The organism is Anaeromonas gelatinilytica (assembly GCF_016820635.1).
GTDB lineage: Bacteria > Bacillota > Clostridia > Tissierellales > SIT17 > Anaeromonas > Anaeromonas gelatinilytica.
This window is the reverse complement of record NZ_WSFU01000008.1, coordinates 25489-50127: the sequence shown is the minus strand read 5'-3', so window position 1 is coordinate 50127 and position 24639 is coordinate 25489. Positions and strand designations below refer to the sequence as shown.

Below are 24639 nucleotides of genomic sequence, written 5' to 3'. Positions count from 1 at the left end.
TAGAGATTTAATAATTATTAAAAAATAGAGAATAGAAGAATAAGATTCAATATTTGTTATGGTAATTGTGATTAAATAATTAATTATATAAAGAGATTTATTGAAGGTTAAAATTATGATAGATTTAAGTATTAAAAATGTCGATAATTTAAAATAAATAAGATTTATTAGTTTTAAAAAGCTATTATTTTGTATCCTTTTTTGGTATAATGATACATAATTATACAAATTTTGATACATTAATTTTATGGTGTTTTAAAATGGAGGTGGATCATGATTAGGAAGAAAGAATTAAGCTTTGAATTTGATAAGGATTATATACCTCTATTAAATACTATAGTACTAGGAATATTAAGCATGGTAGTAATAATATATACAGATATTTTTGATCTAGTATTAAATGAAGAATTATTTCTTGTATTTCATACATTATTGGAGATACTTAGTGTATTAGTAGCTCTTTCTATCTTTTTAGCTTTATATAATATATATGATTTTAATGATAAATTAAAGAATATTATATATGCTAATACTTTTTTTATAGTTGGTTTATTGGATATATTTCATTTATTATCTTATAATGGTATGCCAGATTTTATAACACCAAATACAGTTCAAAAACCGACAGCTTATTGGATATTTTCTAGGCTTTTATTGGCATTAGGAATATTGGTTGCTAATTTAATTTCTGAAGATACTAAAACTAAAATAAACAAAAAAATTTTTACTGTTGTAAGTGCAGTAGTGACAATAATACTTGTTTTTGTCATAGCATATGATACTGCTATTGTACCGGATTTATTTATTGAAGGTTTAGGTCTCACTTCAACTAAAATAGGATTGGAGTATTTGATTATATCATTATTTATTTTATCTATTATAGCACTTATGTTTAAAGATAATAAATTTGTTTCTAATAATTTGAAAGTTTCCATGTTTTCAGCTTTAATGTTAAGTATATTTTCTGAGAGTATATTTACTTTATATAATGATGTTCATGATGGAATAAATTTTTTAGGTCATGTTTTTAAGGTTATGTCTTATTTCATTATATTCAAGGTATTATTCATAGAGAACATAAAAGTTCCATATATGAAGGTATCTAAAATGAAAGAAGAGCTTAAAGAATATGTGGACAAGTTGGAAGATGTTGTAAAAGAAAAAACAGATGAAATGACAATAGCTAATTATAAACTAAAAGATATGAATAGTCAGATGATAAATGAATTGGAGTCAGCTAAACAAATTCAGATGGCATTGATTCCTAAAAAAACAGAAAAATATTTAGGTATAGAATTTCAGTCAGATTATATTCCTTGTGGTAAATTAAGTGGAGATTTTTATAAATACTTCAAAATTGATGATAGTCATATAGGAATGTTTCTTATAGATGTATCAGGACATGGAGTATCTTCAGCAATGCTAACGATATTTTCGGATAGAGTATTAACACCTTTTGATGATGAAGAAGATAAAGAGTTTTATTTAAATCCAGCTAATGTATTAAAGAACTTTTATGAGGTGTTTAATGATTCTGATTTTCCAGATGAAACTCATGTAGTAATGTTATATGGATTGTTAAATTTAGATACCAATGAATTCATTTATTCTTCAGCAGGGCATAATTGTAGTCCTATTCATATTAAAGAAAATGGTGATATTAATATTCTTGAATTAATAGATGGATTTCCTATTTGTAAATTAGGAGATATTTATCAACCGGAATTTAGAAATGAGATAATTAAATTAGATGATGGAGATAGAATTTTATTTTATACTGATGGAGTTATAGAGGTTCAAAATGAAGAAAATATTTTGTATGGTTCTGAAAGATTAATAAGCCTAGTTAAGAAAAAAAATCATTTAATATCAAGAGAAATATTAAATAATGTAACTAATGATATAAATAGATTTAGAGGAAACTCTGAAATAGAAGATGATATAACGATGTTTATAATAGATACAAAAGAAAATAGAGTCTAGACTCTATCTTCTTTTGTATAATATTCTTTTCTTTGTTTAATATATATGACATAATATAATAAAAATAATAAAGTGAGGTTTTGTTTTGAAAAAATTAATTGTACTTATTATAATAATGGGTATTGTAATAGTGGGAGTATTTTTGGGATATTCCTATTTAGAAAATAGATTAGATAAGGGAGATATTGTAGAAGATATCGATGGGGATGAAAAAGATTTAGTTGAAGAAGAAAAACCGGAATATTCGTATCTTTCATTATCAGCTACAGGGGATATTATGTTCCATAATAGTCAACTTAAAGCTGCTTATGATTCGAACACTGGTGAATATAATTTTGATGAAGTTTTTGAACCTGTAAAAAAATATTTAGAGCAGTCAGATATAGCTATAGGAAATTTTGAGACTACTACAGCAGGGGATGAATATGATGTAAGTAGTTATCCATCGTTTAATAGCCCTATGTCTACCATGAAAACCATGAAATATGCTGGATATGATGTATTATCTACTGCTAATAATCATTCATTAGATACAGGTAAGAAAGGGATAATAAATACTATAGACAATATAAAAAGTAAAGGGCTAGAATATATAGGTACTAGTAAGGAAGAAGGTTCAAGATTTTTGCTTAGAGAAGAAAATGGAATAGTATTATCATTTCTAGCATATACTTATGGATTAAATGGCAATGATGTAAGGTTAAGTGAAGAAGAACTATCATATATGATAAATTTAATAGATGAGGAAAAAATTAAAGAGGATATAACGCAAGCTAAAAATGTATCTGATAAGGTAATAGTATCTATGCATTGGGGGAATGAGTATAATAGAGAACCTAATGAAAGGCAATTGGAATTAGCAGATAAAATGTTTGAATGGGGTGCTGATATTATATTAGGTAGTCATCCTCATGTGATTCAAAGATCTGAAATTATAAAGAAGAACGGAGAAGATAAATTTATTATTTATTCCATGGGAAATTTCATATCAAATCAAAGAAGGGAAACATTACCTTCAACACAAAACAATATTTATACCGAGGATGGAGTAATAGTGAATATTGATTTTAAGAAAAATTTAAATACTGATGAAGTTGTTATTGATGGAATAAACTATATTCCTACTTGGGTATATAAATATTCTAATAATGGAAAAGACAAGTTTAAAATACTACCAGTTTCGGATTATGTAGATAGTAATGAATTATCAGAAACTGTGAAAGATAAATTAAAAAATTCTTATAGTAATACTATGGAATTAATGGAAGAAATAGAAATAGTAGAATAGTGTAAAAATTGAGGTATCTAATAGGTATCTCAATTTTTGTATATTTAATTATTATTTATGTTTTAAAAAAGTCAATAATATTATATAATTTTTCTAGAGGATTAATTAAATAAAAATAGAAATATATATAATATAATTTATAATACAGAGGTGTTGGATTTGGAATATTTTAAAGGACTATTTTTAAATATAACAATAAGAGATATAATAGATATGATTATAGTAGCTTTTGCTTTTTATAAGATTTATACTTTAGTCAGAGAAACTAGAGCAGAGCAACTTATTAAAGGAATTATTGTTTTATTAGTAGCTACTAAAGCAAGTGAATGGTTAAGATTATTTACTACTCACTGGATTTTACAAAACACAATGACAGTAGGGGTTATTGCATTATTGATAGTATTTCAGCCCGAGCTTAGAAGAGGTCTAGAATATATTGGTAGGAGTAGGTTTTTTACTAAATCTTTTATAGAAATAAGAGAAGAAGATATTACTGATGTCATTGAAGAGATAGTGGAAGCATCGGCTTCTCTTTCAAGACAAAAGATAGGTGCACTTATTGTGTTTGAGAGAGAAACAGGTTTAGGAGAGATAGTTGATACAGGAAATGATATAAATGGTACTGTATCTAGTGGATTACTTATTAATATATTTATACCAAATACTCCTTTACATGATGGAGCAGTGATAATAAAAGATGATAAAATAAGAGCAGCAGGATGTGTATTGCCTTTAAGTGAAAATATGAATATAAATAAAGAATTAGGAACAAGACATAGAGCAGCTTTGGGTATATCTGAAAGATCGGATGCACTGGCTATAGTTGTATCAGAAGAAACCGGAGCTATCTCGATTGCAGATAAAGGTAAGCTTTCTAGGTATGTGGATGTAAAAACTCTAAGACAAATTCTTCAAAATGTATATAGTCGTAACATTAAAAAGAAACAAGGACTTCTATTTAAATGGAGGAATAAGAATGAAAAAGATTGATCTGACAGATAGAAATTTTACAATGAAGATAGTAGCTGTATTTTTTGCATTTATAATGTGGGCTTATGTTATGAGTGAAGTTAATCCTGAAATAGTAAAAACAATATCAAATGTAGATGTTGAGATATTGAATGAGTCTAGTTTGGAACGAGATAATCTCATGCTTATGGAATTAGGAGAAAAATCAATAACGGTAGAAGTTAAAGGAAGAAGAAATAATATATTAGGAATAGGTAGAGATGATATAACAGCCCGAATAGATTTAAGAGGTTATAGAGAAGGAGTAAATAAAGTTCCAATCGAAATTACTGGGACATCAAATGGGGAAATAGTAAATTATTATCCTAAAACTATAGAAGTCAATATTGACAAATTGATAGAAAAGCAAATGCCTATATCTGTAAATTTATCTGGAGAACCTAAGGAAGGATATGCAGATGGAGAGATTAATATATCTCCTGATGAAGTATTGGTTAGAGGACCAAGGAGTATAGTTAATAAAGTGAATAAAGTTATGGCTACAGTCAATATAGATGAAATAGAAAAAGATATAAGTACTTCAGTTCCGATGAAATTATTAAATTCAGACAATGAAGAAATAACTAGGTTAGAGAAAGAACCTAATACAGTAAATGTAGAAGTGTCTATTTTAAAACTTAAGGATGTAGAAATTGAACCTGTTATTGAAGGGGCTCCATCGGATAATTATCAATTAGAAGATATTGAAGTGAGTCCTAAGAAAATAACTATAAAAGGTTCAGAAGATGTGGTTAAAGATATTGATGTAGTTAAAACAAAACCAATCAATATTAGCCAAGAAAATAATAGTGTAGAAAATGAAGTTGAACTAGAATTGCCAGAAGGAGTATATTTAGCCAGTGATGTTAAACCGAAAGTTACTGTTAATATTTCTAAAGAAGAAAGAAAAACATTTGAATTTGATAAGGAAGAAATAGAAGGAAGAAATATTAATGAAGATTATGAATTTAAATTAAATGAATCAGAAAATGGGAAAGATAAAATAAAAATAACTATAATAGGACAAAAAAATCAAATTAAAGATATAGAAAAAGAGGATTTAAAAGTATATATGGATTTAAAAGATTTATCTGTAGGAAATCATGCTGTAGGCATTGAAGTAGAATTTCCAGATGATATAGAAATCGAGGAAATTAATCCTGATACATTAGATATAATAATAGAAGAAAACACTATTGAAGAAAATGAAGAGGAACCCGAAGAAGAGACTGACTCGACATAGAATTAAATATCATTCTAGGAGTGGTATAAATTGAGGAAAGATTTAGAGATAATATTAAATTCAACCCATGATGCAATGATAGCAGTAAATAAAGATGGTATAATTACATTGTTTAATAGAGCTGCAGAGAAATTAACTGGTATAAATAAGGAATATGCTTTAAAGAAAGAAGTAGAGAAAGTAATTTTGAATACTAGATTAATGTATATATTAAGAACAGGAGATTATGAATTAAACAGGCAACAAGATTTAGGAAACATAAAGATAATCACAAATAGAATGCCTGTAAAAAATGAAAATGACGAAATAATAGGAGCTGTAGCTGTTTTCAGAGATATCACGGAAGTTAAAGAACTATTTTCTCAAGTTACTAATTTAAAAGAAATTCAGAGTATGTTGGAAGCAGTTTTTAATTCAACTCAGGATGCAATATCAGTGGTAGATCAGGATGGAATAAATTTAATGATTAATCCTGCTTATACTAAACTTACAGGATTGAGTAAAAAAGATGTTATAGGAAAAATTGCAACAGCGGATATAGCTGAAGGTGAGAGTATACATTTAAAGGTATTAAAAAATAAGAAACCTGTAAAGAATGCAAGGATGAAAGTAGGACCCAATAAAAAGGAAGTAATAGCTACAGCTGCTCCGATGATAGTTGATGGAGAATTAAGAGGCAGTGTAGGTATTCTTCATGATGTATCTGATTTAATGAAGCTTACAGATGAGCTTGATTTAGCGAAGGAAATAATAAGAAAGTTAGAAGCTAAATATACATTTGAAGATATTGTAGGAGAAAATATTAAAATAAAGGAAGCTATAGAAAAGGCTAAAAAAGCTGCTAGAATTCCAGCAACAGTCCTTTTGAGGGGAGAAAGTGGAACTGGTAAAGAACTTTTTGCTCACGCAATTCATAATGCGAGTAATAGAAAATTTAATCAGTTTATTCGAGTTAATTGTACTGCCTTGAGTGAAAGCTTATTAGAAAGTGAATTATTTGGCTATGAAGAAGGAGCTTTTACTGGAGCTAAAAAAGGTGGGAAAAAGGGACTTTTTGAACAGGCCTCCAGAGGAACGATTTTCTTGGATGAAATAGGAGAAATAAGTTTAAGTACCCAAGTAAAATTATTAAGGGTACTACAAGAAAAAGAAGTTGTAAGAGTAGGTGGTTCTAAGTCTATAAGTGTTAATGTGAGGATAATAGGTGCTACTAATATGAATTTAGAAAATGCAGTAAAAGAAGGTAGATTTAGAAAGGATTTATATTATAGATTGAATGTAATTCCTATAGAAATACCTCCTTTGAGATATAGAAAGGATGATTTACCAGCATTAGTATTTAATTCTATTAGAAAACTTAATCAAGAATATGGAAGAGCAATAACTGATATTTCAGAAGAAGCATTAGAATTGCTTAAAGAACATGATTGGCCGGGAAATATTAGAGAATTAGAAAATATTATAGGTAGAGCAATAATTAATATGAAATTAAATAAAACGAAAATTGAAAAGAAACATCTTCCTAAGATTATAGAAAATTATATAGATATACTGGAAAAAATAGAATATAAATCATCAGATGAAGAAAAAATAGAAGGTTTAAGTGATGTTGTAGAGTTGGCAGAGAAGAATCACATAGTTAAAATTTTAAAAAAATATAATGGTAATAGAACTGATACAGCTAAGGTATTAGGTATTTCTGTAAGAAGTTTATATTATAAAATAGATAAATATAAAATAGAATAACGTGCAACAAATTGCAGTTGGGTTTATATTACTGAAAAAATATGCATGCAACAAATTGCAGAACATAAATATGAAGAATTATAATACTTCATATTTTTTTATTAGATTGATATGACAAATAGTGAGTATTATTTATGTTTTAATCATTATACAATTAATATAATTATTTTAATAAGACTAACAAATAAGAGTTTTTAATTTGGCATGTATTTTGCACTATTAATATAATAGAAAAAATAACGGGAGTGAAGGAATGAATAAAGAATTTATTTTAACCATAAACCCTGGTTCTACTTCTACTAAAATTGCTATTTTTAAAGATAAGGAAAAGGTTTTAGAAAAGAAGTTAGAACATGATTCAACACAATTAGAGAAATTCGAAAAAATTACGGATCAATATGAGTATAGGATGGATTTGATATTAGAAGTATTATCAGAAGATAATATTGATCTAGAACAACTTAGGGCAGTAGTGGGTCGCGGAGGTATGTTAAGGCCAATGCCAGCAGGAACTTATAAGATAAGTGAACAAATGATTGAGGATTTAAAGGTAGGTATACAAGGAGAACATGCATCGAATCTTGGAGGATTGATAGCAAGAGGGTTGGGAGATAGAGTTAATATACCTTCTTTTATAGTAGATCCTGTGGCCGTAGATGAATTTCATGATATAGCTAGAATTTCTGGAATACCTGAAATTCCTAGAAAATCCTTACTACATGCCTTAAATATTAGAGCAGTAGCTTATAGATTAGCTGATGAAATCAATAGGAAATATGACTCACTTAATTTAGTAATTGCTCATTTAGGTGGAGGAATATCTGTAGCTGCCATTGAAAAAGGTAAAATAATAGATGTAAACAATGCAAATGAAATGGGACCATTTTCTCCAGAAAGAGCTGGAGAAGTACCGGTAGGACAATTAGCTAAACTCTGTTTTTCTGATAAATATACTCTTGGAGAAATAAAAAAGAAATTAAGAGGAAAAGCTGGATTAGTTGGTTATTTGGGAACAAATAATGCTAAGGAAGTAGTAGAAAGAATTAATTCAGGAGATGAAGAAGCTAAATTGATATTTAATGCTATGGCTTATCAAATAGGAAAAGAGATAGGTAAAATGGCATCAACATTAAGGGGAAAAGTGGATTATATTATCCTCACTGGAGGACTAGCTTATTCTAATATGCTTACATTTTATATTGAGGATATGGTTCAATTCATAGGGCCCATAAGAATTTATCCAGGAGAGGATGAATTGGAGGCGTTAAATGAAGGGGCATTAAGAGTATTAGAAGGAAGAGAAGAAGTAAAACTTTATGATGAAAAGGTGGATTTAAATGATTAGAAATTTTGATGATGTGCTAAATTTAGCGAGGGAAAAAGGATCAAAAATTCTATCTGTTGCAGTAGCTCAAGATAAAGAAGTTTTGCTAGCTGTTAAAGAAGCTAAAGAAAGAGAAATAGCAGATGCCATATTGGTAGGCGATAAGGAAAAGATAATAGAAATTGGAAAAAGTATCGGACTTGATATAGATAAGTTTGGAATAGTAGATATTAAAGATGTAAAAGAGGCATCTTTAAAGGCTGTTGAATTAGTAAGTACAGGAAAGGCTCATATGATTATGAAAGGATTAGTTGATACATCAATAATTCTTAAGGTCGTGTTAAATGATGATGTAGGACTTAAAACAGGTAAAATATTGAGTCATGTTGCAGTTTTTGATATACTTACTTATGAAAAGGTATTATTTGTAACTGATGCGGCTATGAATATTGCACCATCATTAGAAGCTAAAAAAGAAATACTAGAAAATGCTAATTTTGTAGCTCAATCCTTGGGTATAGAAGAACCTAAAGTTGCAGTTATATGTGCAAAAGAGAAAGTTAATCTTAAGATGCCAGATACAGTAGATGCATCTAAACTTACTGAAATGAATGAAAATGGAGAAATAAAAAATTGTGTTGTTAAGGGGCCATTTGCTTTAGATAATGCGATATCAATGGAAGCAGCAAAGCATAAAGGAATAAATCATCCTGTAGCTGGAGATGCAGACATATTATTAATGCCTGATATAGAAGCAGGAAATATTTTATATAAAGCTTTAGTATTTTTAGCTGGAGCTGAAAATGCTGGAGTAATAGTTGGTGCAAAGGCACCTGTAGTATTAACATCAAGGGCAGATAGTGAATCTGCAAAATTAAATTCTATAGCTCTAGGAGCATTAATGGCATCAAAAAATAAGGAGGAACAACAAAAATGACCAATTCTTATAGATTATTAGTAATAAATCCAGGATCTACTTCGACAAAAATTGCGGTTTATGATAACGAGAAGGTAGTATTAGAAGAAACATTAAGACATTCTTCAGGTGAATTAAAAAATTTTGATAAGATTTATGATCAATATGAGTTTAGAAAGAATATAATTCTTGAAACCCTAAATGAGAAAGGTATAAATATCAGAAAATTTCAAGCAATAATAGGTAGAGGAGGTCTTTTGAAGCCTATACCTGGTGGAACATATGAAGTTAATGAAAAAATGTTAGAAGATTTAAAGACAGGAGTATTAGGAGAACATGCATCAAATATTGGAGGAATAATTGCCGAAGAAATAGCCTCTCAATTAAATATTCCATCTTTTATAGTTGATCCTGTTGTTGTAGATGAGTTAGATGATGTGGCAAGAGTATCAGGAATGCCTGAATTAGAAAGAATAAGTATATTTCATGCATTGAATCAAAAGGCTGTAGCAAGAAGGGCAGCAGATGAACTAGGAAAAAAATATGAAGAATTAAACTTTATAGTTGCACATCTTGGTGGTGGAGTATCTGTAGGTGCTCATAGAAATGGAAGAGTTATAGATGTAAATAATGCATTAGATGGAGATGGACCTTTTTCTCCTGAAAGATCTGGAGGAGTTCCAGCTGGAGACTTAGCTAAACTTTGTTATTCAGGAAAATATGAATTAAAAGATATAAAGAAAATGATAAAAGGAAAAGGTGGATTAGTTGCATATCTAGGAACTAATGATGCTAGAGAAGTTTCAAAAATGATTGAAGAAGGAAATGAAAAATCTGAATTAGTATATAAAGCTATGGCTTATCAAATATCTAAAGAAATAGGTGCTTGTGCTGCAGTATTAAAAGGAGAAGTTGATGGAATCATTATAACAGGTGGCATAGCATATGACAAAGAGTTTATATCTTGGATAAAAGAGAATGTAGAATTTATTGGAAAAATGTTTATATATCCAGGAGAAGATGAGATGATTGCCCTAGCTCAAGGTGGACTTAGAGTATTAAGAGGAGAAGAAAAAGCAAAAAAATACAAATAAACACTTAAGGGTGGTTTTATGTTAAAAGACAATAGAATAAGGGTAATAACTGGACATTATGGAAGTGGGAAGACTGAATTTGCAGTAAATTATGCAGTTAAGTTAGCTGGGGTTAATAAAAAGGTAGCAATAGTGGATTTAGATGTAGTAAATCCTTATTTTAGAAGTAGAGAAAAAGAAGGATTCTTAAGTGATCTAGGTATTAGAGTAATAGGTAGTTCAATAAAAGGGGCAAGCTCTGATTTGCCTGCTATTTCAGGAGAAGTATTGACTCCATTACAAGATGAAACTTTTGAGGCAGTTTTAGATGTAGGAGGAGATCCAATAGGAGCTAGATCCTTAGGAAGATATCATGAATATTTCCAAAAAGGAAAATATGATATGTTATTCGTGATAAATGCTAATAGATTTGAAACTCAAACGAAGGAGAAGACTATTGCCTATTTGAAAAATATAGAGGTTCAATCTAGGGCTAAAGTTACTGGGTTAATAAATAATACCCATTTATTAAGAAGTACCACAATAGAGGATGTATTAAGAGGTCAAGAACTTTGCAAAGAAGTATCAGAGGAATTAAATGTTCCTATTAGATATGTATCTTGTATAGAGAATGTTGCAAAAGAATTGCCTAAAGATATAGAAGGTGAAATCTTCCCCATTAAAATGTATATGAGGGAAGATTGGATGAGTTAATAGGCTTTGATTAAAGCTTAATATAAAGAATTAATTATAAGAGGGAGGGTTATGAATGGCAAAGTCAAAAGGTGCTGTTACTTTTAATGAGGATAGATGTAAAGGTTGTGAGTTATGTACAACTGTTTGTCCTGTAGATATTGTAGTTATGAACAGAGAAAAGATTAATGTAAAAGGATATCATCCAGCTACTGTATCAGATATGGACAAATGTATTGGATGTGCAAATTGTGCTACAATCTGTCCTGATACTGTAATTGAAGTTGAAAGAATAATAGAGAAATAATAGGAGGGGAATTAAATGGCTAAAGTATTGATGAAAGGAAATGAAGCCATAGGAGCAGCTGCTATTAAAGCAGGATGTAAATACTTCTTTGGTTACCCAATAACACCACAAAATGAATTACCAGAGTATATGGCAAGAGAGCTTCCTAATATAGGGGGAGTATTTTTGCAAGCTGAAAGTGAGGTTGCTGCGATAAATATGGTATATGGAGCAGCTGGAGCTGGAGCAAGAGTTATGACATCATCTTCAAGTCCTGGTATTGCATTAAAGCAAGAAGGTATATCTTATATTGCTGGAGCTGAGCTTCCATGTGTTATTGTTAACATAGTTAGAGGTGGTCCAGGATTAGGGGGAATACAACCTGCTCAATCTGATTATTATCAAGCAACTAGAGGTGGAGGAAATGGAGATTATAGACATTTAGTATATGCACCTGCTACTATTCAAGAAACAGTAGACTTGCTTATGGAAGCTTTTGATGTTGCTGAACAATATAGAAATCCAGTTATGGTAATTGGAGATGGTATGATTGGTCAAATGATGGAACCTGTAGAATTTAAAGAACCTAAGAAAAGACCAATTGCACCTAAAACATGGTCGACAGATGGTACAAAAGGAGAAAGAAAACCTAATATAATTAATTCTTTATATATAGATCCACAAGAATTAGAGGATCACGTAATAAGACTTGAAAATAAATATGCTGAAATGAAAGAAAATGAAACAAGATATGAAAACTACAATGTAAAAGATGCTGATGTTGTAGTAGTTGCTTATGGTACAACTTCAAGAGTAGTTAAAAATGCTATAGCTAAATGTGAAGAAGAAGGTATAAAAATTGGACTTATTAGACCTATTACCTTATGGCCATTCCCTGATAAAGCTTTTGAGGAAATAACTGATAGGACTAAGGGAATACTTACAGTAGAAATGAGTACTGGTCAGATGATAGATGATGTTAAGATAGCTATTAATGGAAGAAAACCTGTTCATTTTTATGGAAGAACAGGAGGAATGGTTCCAATTCCAGATGCTATTGTAGAGGAAATTAAAAAGATTTCAGGGGGTGTAAAATAATGACTAAGGTATTTGAAAAAACTAAAGGATTGACAGATAAGCCTTTTCATTACTGCCCAGGATGTACCCATGGTATAATCCATAGATTAGTTGCAGAAGTATTAGAAGAGCTTGATGTTTTAGGAGAATCTATAGGAGTAGCACCAGTTGGATGTTCTGTATTTGCATATGATTATTTTAATTGTGATATGCAAGAAGCAGCTCATGGTAGAGCACCAGCAGTTGCTACTGGAATAAAGAGAGTTCATCCTGATAAAGTAGTATTTACTTATCAAGGGGATGGAGACCTTGCATCTATAGGAGCAGCAGAAATAGTTCATGCAGCAGCAAGAGGAGAAAAAATAACTACGATTTTCGTAAATAATGCTATATATGGTATGACTGGTGGACAAATGGCACCTACAACATTAGTAGGACAAAAGGCTACTACAGCACCTTATGGTAGAGATGCATCCCATGCAGGTAATCCAATAAGAGTATCAGAAATGCTTGCTACACTTGATGGAGCAAAATTTGTAGAGAGAGTTTCTGTTCACAATGCAGCCGAAGTAAGAAAAGCTAAAAAAGCTATAAAGAAAGCCTTTGAAATGCAATTAAAAGGAGAAGGTTTTGGAATAGTTGAAGTGTTGTCAACTTGTCCTACAAACTGGGGCTTAACACCAGTAGAGGCACTTAAGTGGTTGGAAGATAATATGATTCCGTACTATCCGTTAGGAAATTTATGTACACCTGAGGGGGTAAAATAATATGCAAGAAAGAGTTATAATAGCAGGATTCGGTGGACAGGGAGTTATGTCTATGGGACAGCTTTTAACTTATGCTGGAATGATAGAGAACAAGAATGTTTCATGGTTACCTTCTTATGGTCCAGAAATGCGTGGAGGTACCGCAAATTGTAATGTTATGGTTTCAGATGAACCTATAGGGTCGCCTATAGTTACAGAAGCTACAGTAGCAATAGTTATGAATAGACCTTCATTAGATAAATTTGAATCAGATGTATTACCAGAAGGAAATTTATTAATTAATAGTTCTCTTATAGATATAAAATCTGAAAGGGATGATTTGAATATACATTATATTCCCGCAAATGAATTAGCCGATGAATTAGGAAATTCGAAAGTAGCTAATATGGTGATGTTAGGAGCATATTTGGAATTAACAAAAGCAGTAAAAACTGAGTCAATAATAGAAGCATTTAAGAAAGTATTTGGTGAGTCAAAAGCTAATTTAGTAGCAATAAACAAAGAAGCTTTAGAAAAAGGAGCAGAAGCAGTAAGATAATATAGATATTTAAAGGTATATGTCATTTTCATGTATCTAAATATAAGTTTAAACTAAATCCGAATAATAGACTATTTATTCGGATTTAGTTCTTTATATTGTAAAGGAGATAACTGGTTAAGAGAAAAATAGTGTCAATCAATTAATTGATTGACACTATTTTTATTATTTTCATTATTTATTTCACAATGTGAGTTGAAAAGGATATATACTTTTTAAAATCTATTATATATTTACTTTTTAAAAAGGTTTTTTAGCCATTCTTTAAATCCTTTTGATTCATCTTCATTTTTTGTTTCAACATTTTCATCATTTGATTTATCTTCTTGCCTTAGTTCAGGAGTTTTTAATATAAATTTAAGTTCACCTTCCATATCTTTATTTATACCTGAAAAACTAGTATTTTCTTTTGACAATTCAACAAGTTTATCTTTATTATCTAATATTTTTTCAGCGTCTATAGTTAGAGGTTCTATTTCAGAGGACATTTTATCTATTCCTTCTTCATTGAATTCATTCATACTATCTTTAAATTTATTACTATTTTTAACTAATTTTTCACTTCCAGATATTAATTTTCCACTGTTTACAGCTAATAAACTTCCACCATTAGATAGTTGTTCACTACCATTAACTAACTCTTGTGTACCACCTTTTAAAGTGCCTAATGCTGTAGATAAGGTATTTGTTGAAATAGCCAAATCATTACTTCCTTTTTCAAATTTATAGAATCCTTCTAGTAATAACTGACTATTGTCATATATTGATTTAGCACCATTATTTAACTGTCTACTTGCTTCAATAAGTTTATCAGAATATGTTCCTAATGATTTAGTTCCTTCTTTTAATTGAGATATACCTGCATTAACATCACCTTGTTTTTCATTAATAGTATTTAAACCAGTAGATAATTCACTAGAGCCATTTTTTGATTTATTTAAGCCTGCGTTTAACTGATTAAGTCCTGTTAAAATATCATTACCACCGGCTTCTAATTGATCTAGTGTTGCTTGTTGAGTATTCATTATTGTTGTAAGAGCCTCAATAGTAGCTTCCTGCCCTGGAGTTCCTTCTAAAGATTTAATAACTTCATTTAATTTATTTATAGTTAATTTTAATTGTTTAACCCCTTCATTTTCTGCTTTTTTAGCAGATATTAAGTCTTTGGAAGCCTTTGTACTTTGTTTTAAACCAGAAGTAAGTTGAGTTTGAGTATCATGTATTTTTTCTGTATTTTCTATTATTAAATCCATTCCCGAATTTAGTTTTTTGGTATTTTCAGGTATATTTTTAAGTCCTTTTGATATTTCTTGAGCTGAACTAGAAAATTTCATAGCTTTTTTACCAAACTCAGATGTACCTTTACCTAAAGCGTCTATACCTTTCCCCAATTCATTGCTACTATCTGATAGCTTATTAGCTCCTTCACTAATTTTTTCACTTCCATCTTTTGCTGAACCCATTCCATTTTCTAATTTATTCAATCCATCTTTTAAGGTGTTACTGCCAGAACTTAAATCCATTATACCATTCATAAAAGTATTTAATCCATCATTTAAATCGTTTTGACCTTGATATAGTTTTTCGCTAGCATCAGTTAATTTATCACTAGAGTCTTTAATTTTATCAATACCGTCTAATAAACTATCTATATCATTTTCTTTATCCATTTCTTCTATTTCAGGCAATTTTGTGAGAATTGTTGAATATATAGAATTCATTTCAAAGTCTTTAACTTCAGCATTTATTTCTATAGAGTTAGGAAGATCAATCATATCATTATCTAAATCTAAACTTTCTTTTAAACCAGGTATAGATACAAAAGATACGACATTATTATTTCCTTCTGATAAAACTTTACCAGTATTAGTTTTTATATTAGTAAATTTATTAGTAGGAAGAGTAACTATGGATGCAACTACATAAGGTACATATAAATCATCCACTTTATCATTGTTAGTAACTTTTATTTTAATTTTTAAATCTCCAGATTCTCCTAAAATATCTTCAGGATTAACTTTTTTACTATCTAGAAAATAATTAATATCAAAGCTTATAGGTAATGATTTTTCTGTTGTACCTTGATAAAATATTTCCTTATCATCTGTATTCCATATAAGATTATCACCTTTTTTTTCAGGTTCTTCATTTCCTTTAATATTCTTGATATTGTCTAGACTAGATTTATCTTCTATATTTTTTAAGACATTATCTGAATGTAACCATATGCTTGAAGTTTTTTCCAATTCTTTACCATCATGATCTAAAGTTATATAAACTGTTTCATCTTTAACAACGGGACTTGCAGCTGTTGCAAAATTTGTAAATAAAAATGATATAATTAAAATGCTAATAAAAACTTTTAAAGTTTTATTATTTTTCATTTACATTACTTCCTTTCCTTTTAGTATTAGAAACCCAATTTTTTGTTGTTTTATTAATTATTGATTCAGCAGCTAATAATAATCCTGGTAAAATAAATAGTATAACTGCTGTACTTATCAATGCTCCTCTTGCAATCATAGTGGATAAACTACTTATAAATTCCATATTTGATATTATTGCTACACCAATTGTAGAAGCAAAAAAGGTTAATCCACTAGTTATAATAGATTTTGATGATTCTCTTACTGCTATTTGCATAGATTTAAATTTATCCGTATTATTTTTTAGTTCTTCTTTAAACCTAGTAGTTAACAAAATAGCATAATCAACTGTAGCCCCTAATTGTATAGATCCAATAACTATACTAGCAATGAAAGGTATAGAGTGATTTAGATAGAATGGTACACTCATATTGATAAATATTGCTAGCATTATTACTAATATAAGTAATAGTGGTATGGAAAAAGATATAAATATTAGCATTATTATAATAAATACTGAGAAATAAGAAATTAAATTAACTCTTTTAAAATCTCTATCCGCAATGTCAATTAAATCTTTTGTTAAGACACCTTCTCCAGTCAACATAGCCTTTTCATCATAGTTTTTGATTATTTTGTCTACTTTTTTGATTTGAATATTTTCTTCATCAGTTGCTGCTCTATATTTAGAATTTATGATTAATTGTTTATAGCCATCTTTTTGAAATTTAGATTTAGCTTTTTCTGGAATAAAATTTTCAGGAATACCTGGTCCGATGAAAGTTTGATATGTTAGCACATTTTCTATTCCTTTTACATTTTTTATTTTGTCAATCATTTTATATATTTCATAGTCAGGTACTTTATCAGATACTATTGCCATATGAGTTGTGGTCATATTAAAATTAGTTTTGAGTTTTTCTAAAGAAACTATTGAATCTAGGTCATCTGGCAGTGATTCATCTAAATTATAGTACACGTCATTATTTAATTGTCCATATAGAGTAGGTAAAAATAAAATTAAACCTACTATAATAAAAAATTTATATTTTCTAGTGACTAGATCTGATAATTTATTAAATTCAGGTAATAGGGTTTTATGTTTGAATCTATTAATAGGTTTATCAAATACAAGTATTAAAGATGGAAGTATAGTCAATACAGATAAAACCCCTAAAATTACACCTTTAGCCATTACTATACCAATATCTTTTCCGATAGTTAATTCCATAAAGGCTATTGATAAAAAGCCTGCAATGGTTGTTAAAGAACTTCCTATTACTGAAGAAGCAGTCTTAGATATAGAATGTGCCATAGCCGTTTCTTTATCATCAGTATTTTTTGATTCTTCTTGAAATCTATGAAGAAGAAAAATTGAATAATCTAATGTGACTCCTAGTTGGAGTACAGCAGCTAATGATTTAGTAATATATGATATTTCACCTAAGAATATATTACTTCCAAAATTGTACACTATGGCATAGCCTATACTAATTAGAATGATAAAAGGTACAACAGTTGATTCCAAAGTTAAAATTAATATTAATATAGCTAATACTACAGCTAGGCCAACATATATTGGAGTTTGAGAATCAGCTAAATCTATTGTGTCTTTTATAACAGCAGACATACCACTTAAAAAGCTTTTATCGTCTACAATACCTCTTATATCTTCTATAGCATCTTGAGTTATATCAGATGATGATTTGTCTTGAAAATTAATCATCAGTAATGTTGAATCCTCACTATAGAATATGTCTTTAATATCATCTGGAAGTATTTCTTCAGGAACGCTAATATCTAATAAATCATCTATCCAAGTTACTGAATCTACTCCTTTTACTTTTTCTATTTCTCCTTTTACATCTATTACATCTTTATCTTCCATATTTTCTATTACTAACATTCCCATGGAGGCACTTTTAAAAGTATCATTTAATACATTTTGCCCTTTTACAGAATCTAAATCTTCTGGTAAATAAGCTAATATATCATAATTTATATTTGTTTTAATCATTCCATATAAGGAAGGTAGTAATAATAATGTAGCTAGTAGTAATACTAATTTGCGATGTTTAGCTACAAGATTACTAAAAACATTCATCTAATCATCCCCTAAATTATTTTTTTAATAGTATCAAATAATATTGGTTTCATCTTATCAATAGTATCCGGTTCATTTAAAATTATTGAGCTATAGCAAACTGAACCTACTAGATCAATAATAATGAATAATGTTTTTTCTATATCCTGTTCACTTATATCAGAGTCTTTATATAGATTCATAAAAAAATCATATATTTCATGAATTCCCTCATATTCATTGGATGCTCTTTTTATCACTCCCCAGGATAAGTTTTTATAAATCAATTTCAACATGAGTTTATTTTTATTGAAATATTCAATAATATAATTAATAAAATATAAAATAGCTTCTTCATAACTAGCGAAATTTTTAGATTTAGTAGCATTCATAGACTCAATTAATAAATGACTACTTTTATTAAGTATAATTTTGTTCAAAATATCATATTTATCTTTAAAATAAAGATAAAAGGTTCCTTTTGCTACACCGGCTTTATGAACTATATTACTAATAGATGTTTCGTTAATACCTTTGGTACTGAAGAGTTCAAAAGCAGACGACATAAGGGAATTTTCTTTTTGAATTTTATTTTTTTGTATTTTAGATATTTTTAACACCTCCTATTTATGACCATTGGTCATATTATAAAACAGAAATGACCAATAGTCAATAATGTTATGGAATTGTAACTTTAAAAATATGAAAGGGGATATTTATATATTGCATATTGGTATTAAATATTTATCATTATAATGCTTTAATGAATAATAATATATGGAGGATATCTATATTTAAAATAGTCTAAAAAATTACATTTTCTTAATAATATAATTGAAAATTTAGATTGAATTATGTATATCACCTATGTATAATTAAGGTGAAAAATAGGTTAGCGCCTAGAATAAGAAAAGGGGTCATAAAAGTGTTACTTGCAAAAAAAGCAAATCTTAAAGGTAAGTCAAAATCTGACTCACAGGATTTGCCCCACTCGATGAGATTGATTTCAGTGATTTTAGGAGGTCTTTTATGTGCGATTGCTATTAATGGTTTCTTCATACCAAATCGATTATTAAGTGGAGGAGCTAGTGGTATAGCAATAATGGCACACTATTTAACAGGACTACCTACAGGATTATTAGTATTTTTAATTAATATTCCTATATTTGTAGTTGGTTTTAAAATAGTTAATAGAGATTTTGTTTTTTACAGTTTTATATCAATGTTTGCTATGTCTTTATTGCTTAATATAACTGAGAGCATAGGTGGTATTATAGAGATAAACGATATATTATTGGAATCAATTTTTGGAGGAGTACTAAATGGATTAGGTATGGGTATAATGTTCAGAAATAAGGCATCTCAAGGAGGTCTAGACATTATAGCAGCCATACTAAACAAAAAGTTCAATTTAGATATTGGCGCGACTTTAATGGGAGTTAATATTGTAATAATTGGCTTATCTTCAATATTATTTGGAATGAAACCTGCAATGTATACGCTAATAGGGCTATATATAGCTTATAAGATATTAGATAAAGTTCAAGCTGGATTAGATACAAATCAATCAGTAATGTTAATATCAAATAAGCCTGAAAAAGTAGCCGATGAAATATTTGCAAAATTAGGTAGAGGAGCCACTTTCTTAAAAGGAGAAGGAGCTTATACCCGTGATAATAAGAAGATAATATATTGCACTGTAACATCCACACAAGTAGGGAAATTAAAAGAAATAGTTAAAGAAATAGATGAAGATGCCTTTATCAATATAAGTGATAGTAAAGAAGTAAAGGGTAGAGGCTTTAGAAATATAGAATTTTAGTTGGGAGATTCGAAAGAATCTCCTTTTTTGTATCTTAGTATTGATGGATATTTAGAAAATCATGATAGAAATAGGGTTAGTAGAAATAATAAAGGAATATTAAAAAAGTTAAAGAAAATTAATAATTATTGAATTATTTAAATTTAAGAAAAAAGAATTGCCAATGATTACTTTACAGTAGCTTATAAATATTACTAATATTAAAAAATAAATAAATATGCTATAATTAAAATAATTATTTCTTAGAAGTATAAATAGAACTATAGAGTATATTATTTTGTGAAAATTACCATGAAGGTGGTTAAGTGAATAGTTGAGTATAGTTTTGAATTATGATATCATGGTAAAGTATCTAAGTTTCGGGAGGTTTAATGAATGAGACAATTATTTGGTACTGATGGAGTAAGAGGAATAGCGAATAAGGATTTAACAGTTGACTTAGCATATAAGCTTGGAAGAATTGGAGGATACTTATTAACAAAAGGTAAAAATAGGCCAAAAATAGTAGTAGGTATGGATACTAGAATTTCAGGTGATATGCTTGAATCAGCTTTAGTATCTGGCATGTGCTCTGTAGGAGTTGATGTGTTATCAGTAGGGGTACTTCCTACGCCAGCGGTAGCTCATTTAACTAGAAAGTATGATGCAGATGCAGGTGTTATGATATCAGCTTCTCATAATCCAGTTGAGTACAATGGGATTAAGTTTTTTAATTCAGAAGGATATAAGCTAACTGATAAAATAGAAAATGAAATAGAGGACTATATTTTAAATGAAAAAGATATATCTCAATATCCAATAGGAGAAAAAGTAGGCAAAAAAACTATAGTATTAGATGCATTAAATGATTATACTGAATTTTTAAAAACTACAATAAATACAAGATTTGATGGATTGAAAATAGCAATAGATTGTGGAAATGGAGCAGTTTATGAAGCGGCACCAGCTTTATTAAAAGAATTAGGAGCAGATGTACATGTAATACATAATAATCCTAATGGTATAAATATAAATGTAAAATGTGGATCTACTAAACCTGAAGAAGTTCAAAGATTAGTAAAGGAAATAGGTGCAGATATTGGCTTTTCTTTTGATGGAGATGCTGATAGACTTATAGCTGTAGATGAAAAGGGTCAAATTGTAAGTGGAGATCATATAATGGCTATATGTGGAGTTAATCTTCAAAACAAAGGTTTACTTACAAATAATACTGTAGTAGGAACAGTTATGAGTAATATGGGTCTTGATATTTGTCTTAATGATAGAGATATCGAACTTATTAAGACAAAAGTAGGAGATAGATATGTATTAGAAGAAATGGTTAAGAAGAATTATAAATTAGGTGGAGAACAGTCAGGACATATTATATTTTTAGATTATAATACGACGGGTGATGGACTATTAACAGCTCTTCAATTAGCAACAGTAGTGAAAGAAAATAATAAAAATTTATCCGAATTAGCTGGAATAATGAGATCATTGCCTCAAGTATTAGTAAATGCTAAAGTAGATAATTCAAAGAAAAATAATTATCTAGAAGATGAGATTATTAAAGCAGAGATAAGTAATTTGGAAGAAAGATTCCATGGAGAAGGAAGAATCTTAATAAGACCATCAGGAACAGAGCCTTTAGTAAGAGTAATGATAGAAGGTAAAGATGAAAAAGAAATAAAAATAATAGCAGAAAAACTAGCCAAACTTATAGAAAATAGGTTACAATAATAAGGAGGATTTTTAATCCTCCTTTGTTTAAACATTGAAGGGAGTGATGTCTATAGGAGAATATATTAAAATTGAATAACAAAGAAAGCGCCAGGGCATGGGCTAGGAACGACACTACCTGTGCAGACGAGGGCGAGGTTTATCGAATTAATCGGCGGATACCTCGGGGTGAGCCACCATCCTTAGATATAGGACAAAACAAATAAGTAATTATTTGTACAAATCCTATTAAGTGGAGATAAACTCACTATTTAGTGAGTCTATTTGTCATGTAAAGATTAATTATTGAAAGCGAGGAATGTAAAATGTGTGGAATAGTAGGATATATTGGAAAGCAAGAAGCATCAAATATATTAGTAGAGGGATTATCTAAACTAGAATATAGAGGATATGACTCTGCAGGAATAGCGATATTAAAAGACAATAAATTAGATGTGAGAAAATATAAAGGTAGATTAGCAGTATTAAAAGAAAATTTAGATAAGAATCCTTCAAAAGGAAATGTAGGTATAGGTCATACAAGATGGGCAACTCATGGAGAACCATCAGATGTTAATAGTCATCCCCATGCTAATAGTTCGGGAAATATTGCAGTAGTTCATAATGGGATAATAGAAAATTATATTGAATTAAAGGAAAAATTAATAATGAAGGGATATAAATTTCTTTCTGAAACAGATACAGAAGTAGTAGCACATTTAGTAGACATGTATTATGAAGGAGATTTAGTTGAAGCAGTAAGTAAAGTAGTTAAAGATTTAGAAGGGGCGTATGCATTAGGAGTAATAAATAAAGAAAATCCTGATAAATTAATAGCAGTAAGAAAAGATAGTCCTTTGATCATTGGTATTGGAGAAGGAGAAAACTTCATAGCATCAGATATACCAGCAGTACTAAAATATACAAGAAATATATTTATAATGGAAGATGGAGAAATGGCAGTTGTAGAAGAAGATAATATTATCTTAATGAAAAGTGATGGAACTCCAGTAGAAAAAGAAGTTTATACAGTTAATTGGGATGTAGAAGCAGCAGAAAAAGGCGGATATGACCATTTCATGATTAAAGAGATATGTGAGCAACCTAAAGCAGTAAAAGATACATTATCTCCAAGATTGAATAAAGAAAATCAGATAAGATTAGATGATATAAGTCTTACAAAAGAAGATTTGGAGAAGATAAATCAAGTATATATAATAGCTTGTGGTACAGCTTATCATGCAGGATTATTAGGAAAGAGTTTGATACAGAAATATGTTGATGTACCAGTAATAGCAGAAATTGGGTCAGAGTTTAGATATAATGATCCATTTATTGATGAAAAATCATTGATGATAGTAGTAAGTCAATCAGGAGAAACAGCAGATACATTAGCAGCATTAAGAATGGCAAAGGAAAAAGGAGCAAGAACATTAGCAGTAACAAATGTAGTTGGAAGTACAATATCTAGAGAAGCTGATGATGTATTCTATACTTGGGCAGGACCAGAAATAGCAGTAGCTTCTACAAAGGCATATACAACGCAATTAGTATCTTTATCACTAATAGCTTTAGATATGGCAAATAAAAAGGAAACAATACAAAAAGAAGAATATAATGAATTAATAGAAGAACTTAGATTAATACCAGAAAAATTAGAAGATATATTAAAAATGGATGATTCAATAAAAGAATTAGCTAAAGAAATATGTGAAAGTGAACATATATTCTATATTGGTAGAGGAATAGATTATGATGTAGCTAGAGAAGGCTCATTAAAACTTAAAGAAGTGTCTTATATTCATTCAGAAGCAATGGCAGCAGGAGAACTTAAACATGGAACTATAGCATTAATAGAAGATGGCACTCCTGTTATAGCACTAGCAACTCAAGATAAATTATATGATAAGACAGTAAGTAATATAAAAGAAGTTCATGCAAGAGGAGCAAAAATAATATCTTTAGGAAAAATGGGGAATACAGAAATAGCAAAGTCATCAGATAGGGTAATATATATACCAGATGTAGTGGATGATTTATCACCAATATTAAGTGTTGTACCATTGCAGATATTAGCATATCATGTAGCAACTTTAAGAGGTGCAGATGTAGATAAACCAAGAAACCTTGCTAAGTCAGTTACTGTAGAATAAGGGTATTTCCTGGGAAATATGTTGTTGACCAAATGTAATAAATACACGAATCATGTAATAAAGTTGCGAACTCTGTAATAAGGTGGAAAAATAAGATTAAATCTGAAAAAATACTATGAATTTTGTTTTAAATTCAATCTTAAAAAAGGTTGTATTATTAGGAAATATAAAGCACATCAATAGAAAGTATTACTTTTTATCGATGTGCTTTATTTTATAAAATATTTACTATCTTCAAATTTTCTTCATATTTATTCTTTATAATAAAAATAATAAATTAAAGAGTAATATTTTATTACAATAATATCAAAAATAATAGATAGAAAGGAATGATAAAATTGATGCATTATGGTGGATATGGAATGATGGGATGGTTCGGAATGATTATACCATTGATTTTAATAATAGTAATTGCCTATGTGGTAACTAAATTAGTCAAAGATAATAATGGAAGTAATAATATGAGGAATGAAAGTGATACAGCCCTTAATATATTAAATGAAAGATATTCAAAAGGAGAGATTTCAGAAGAAGAATATAAGCAAATGAAAAAAAATTTAAGGGAATAGTGA

At 29.1% G+C, this 24639-nt stretch carries 20 protein-coding genes; 17 read left to right on the top strand and 3 right to left on the bottom strand.

Annotated elements, in window-relative coordinates:
- The first annotated feature begins 273 nt into the window (after positions 1–273).
- The 13 genes from GOQ29_RS00715 to GOQ29_RS00655 all read left to right on the top strand — a co-directional run bounded on the left by GOQ29_RS00715 (position 274) and on the right by GOQ29_RS00655 (position 13942).
- Complete coding sequence (locus GOQ29_RS00715; protein ID WP_203370441.1) at positions 274–1983, top strand: MASE3 domain-containing protein; 1710 nt, start codon at positions 274–276, stop codon at positions 1981–1983.
- An 85-nt stretch (positions 1984–2068) separates the two neighbouring features.
- Positions 2069–3271: a CapA family protein gene (locus tag GOQ29_RS00710; protein WP_203370439.1), complete on the top strand. Its 1203-nt coding sequence runs from the start codon at positions 2069–2071 to the stop codon at positions 3269–3271.
- A gap of 159 nt (positions 3272–3430) precedes the next feature.
- Complete coding sequence (cdaA, locus tag GOQ29_RS00705) at positions 3431–4261, top strand: diadenylate cyclase CdaA (RefSeq protein WP_203370437.1); 831 nt, start codon at positions 3431–3433, stop codon at positions 4259–4261.
- Positions 4248–5522: a CdaR family protein gene (locus GOQ29_RS00700; RefSeq protein WP_203370435.1), complete on the top strand. Its 1275-nt coding sequence runs from the start codon at positions 4248–4250 to the stop codon at positions 5520–5522. Before cdaA ends, GOQ29_RS00700 begins: the two co-directional genes overlap by 14 nt.
- A 30-nt stretch (positions 5523–5552) precedes the next feature.
- Positions 5553–7268 (top strand): sigma-54 interaction domain-containing protein, encoded by a 1716-nt coding sequence (locus GOQ29_RS00695; protein ID WP_203370434.1) that lies wholly within the window; start codon positions 5553–5555, stop codon positions 7266–7268.
- A gap of 253 nt (positions 7269–7521) precedes the next feature.
- Complete coding sequence (gene buk, locus GOQ29_RS00690) at positions 7522–8613, top strand: butyrate kinase (RefSeq protein ID WP_203370433.1); 1092 nt, start codon at positions 7522–7524, stop codon at positions 8611–8613.
- Positions 8606–9529: a phosphate butyryltransferase gene (ptb, locus tag GOQ29_RS00685; RefSeq protein WP_203370432.1), complete on the top strand. Its 924-nt coding sequence runs from the start codon at positions 8606–8608 to the stop codon at positions 9527–9529. Before buk (GOQ29_RS00690) ends, ptb begins: the two co-directional genes overlap by 8 nt.
- Positions 9526–10602, top strand: coding sequence for a butyrate kinase (buk, locus tag GOQ29_RS00680; RefSeq protein WP_203370431.1), 1077 nt, complete (start codon positions 9526–9528; stop codon positions 10600–10602). Before ptb ends, buk (GOQ29_RS00680) begins: the two co-directional genes overlap by 4 nt.
- A gap of 18 nt (positions 10603–10620) precedes the next feature.
- Positions 10621–11295, top strand: a complete 675-nt coding sequence (locus GOQ29_RS00675) for a nucleotide-binding protein (RefSeq protein WP_203370430.1) — start codon at positions 10621–10623, stop codon at positions 11293–11295.
- A gap of 55 nt (positions 11296–11350) precedes the next feature.
- The gene (locus GOQ29_RS00670; RefSeq protein ID WP_203370429.1) at positions 11351–11581 is read left to right on the top strand and encodes a 4Fe-4S dicluster domain-containing protein; all 231 of its coding nucleotides are present in this window, start codon (positions 11351–11353) and stop codon (positions 11579–11581) included.
- A gap of 15 nt (positions 11582–11596) precedes the next feature.
- The gene (locus GOQ29_RS00665; RefSeq protein WP_203370428.1) at positions 11597–12658 is read left to right on the top strand and encodes a 3-methyl-2-oxobutanoate dehydrogenase subunit VorB; all 1062 of its coding nucleotides are present in this window, start codon (positions 11597–11599) and stop codon (positions 12656–12658) included.
- The gene (locus GOQ29_RS00660) at positions 12658–13404 is read left to right on the top strand and encodes a thiamine pyrophosphate-dependent enzyme (RefSeq protein WP_203370427.1); all 747 of its coding nucleotides are present in this window, start codon (positions 12658–12660) and stop codon (positions 13402–13404) included. The genes GOQ29_RS00665 and GOQ29_RS00660 overlap by 1 nt, the downstream gene beginning before the upstream one ends.
- A gap of 1 nt (position 13405) precedes the next feature.
- Positions 13406–13942, top strand: coding sequence for a 2-oxoacid:ferredoxin oxidoreductase subunit gamma family protein (locus GOQ29_RS00655; protein WP_203370426.1), 537 nt, complete (start codon positions 13406–13408; stop codon positions 13940–13942).
- Between the two features lie 233 nt (positions 13943–14175).
- Here the strand turns inward: GOQ29_RS00655 and GOQ29_RS00650 are convergent, their stop codons facing one another.
- From GOQ29_RS00650 to GOQ29_RS00640, 3 genes are read right to left on the bottom strand one after another with little or no spacing between them, the layout of a single operon-like run.
- Positions 14176–16326 (bottom strand): YhgE/Pip domain-containing protein, encoded by a 2151-nt coding sequence (locus tag GOQ29_RS00650; RefSeq protein ID WP_203370425.1) that lies wholly within the window; start codon positions 16324–16326, stop codon positions 14176–14178.
- A complete protein-coding gene (locus tag GOQ29_RS00645; RefSeq protein ID WP_203370424.1) occupies positions 16316–18412 on the bottom strand; it encodes an efflux RND transporter permease subunit in 2097 nt (698 codons plus the stop codon). The genes GOQ29_RS00650 and GOQ29_RS00645 overlap by 11 nt, the downstream gene beginning before the upstream one ends.
- 11 nt (positions 18413–18423) lie before the next feature.
- Complete coding sequence (locus GOQ29_RS00640) at positions 18424–18957, bottom strand: TetR/AcrR family transcriptional regulator (protein ID WP_203370423.1); 534 nt, start codon at positions 18955–18957, stop codon at positions 18424–18426.
- Between the two features lie 359 nt (positions 18958–19316).
- On the opposite strand from GOQ29_RS00640, the gene GOQ29_RS00635 reads away from it, so the two are divergent.
- The 4 genes from GOQ29_RS00635 to GOQ29_RS00620 all read left to right on the top strand — a co-directional run bounded on the left by GOQ29_RS00635 (position 19317) and on the right by GOQ29_RS00620 (position 24636).
- A complete protein-coding gene (locus GOQ29_RS00635; protein WP_350445946.1) occupies positions 19317–20213 on the top strand; it encodes a YitT family protein in 897 nt (298 codons plus the stop codon).
- Positions 20214–20588: 375 nt separating this feature from the next.
- The gene (glmM, locus tag GOQ29_RS00630) at positions 20589–21935 is read left to right on the top strand and encodes a phosphoglucosamine mutase (protein WP_203370422.1); all 1347 of its coding nucleotides are present in this window, start codon (positions 20589–20591) and stop codon (positions 21933–21935) included.
- A gap of 305 nt (positions 21936–22240) precedes the next feature.
- The gene (gene glmS / locus GOQ29_RS00625) at positions 22241–24067 is read left to right on the top strand and encodes a glutamine--fructose-6-phosphate transaminase (isomerizing) (protein WP_203370421.1); all 1827 of its coding nucleotides are present in this window, start codon (positions 22241–22243) and stop codon (positions 24065–24067) included.
- Between the two features lie 329 nt (positions 24068–24396).
- Entirely contained in the window at positions 24397–24636 is a 240-nt protein-coding gene (locus GOQ29_RS00620) for an SHOCT domain-containing protein (RefSeq protein ID WP_203370420.1), read from the top strand.
- Positions 24637–24639 lie beyond the last annotated feature (3 nt).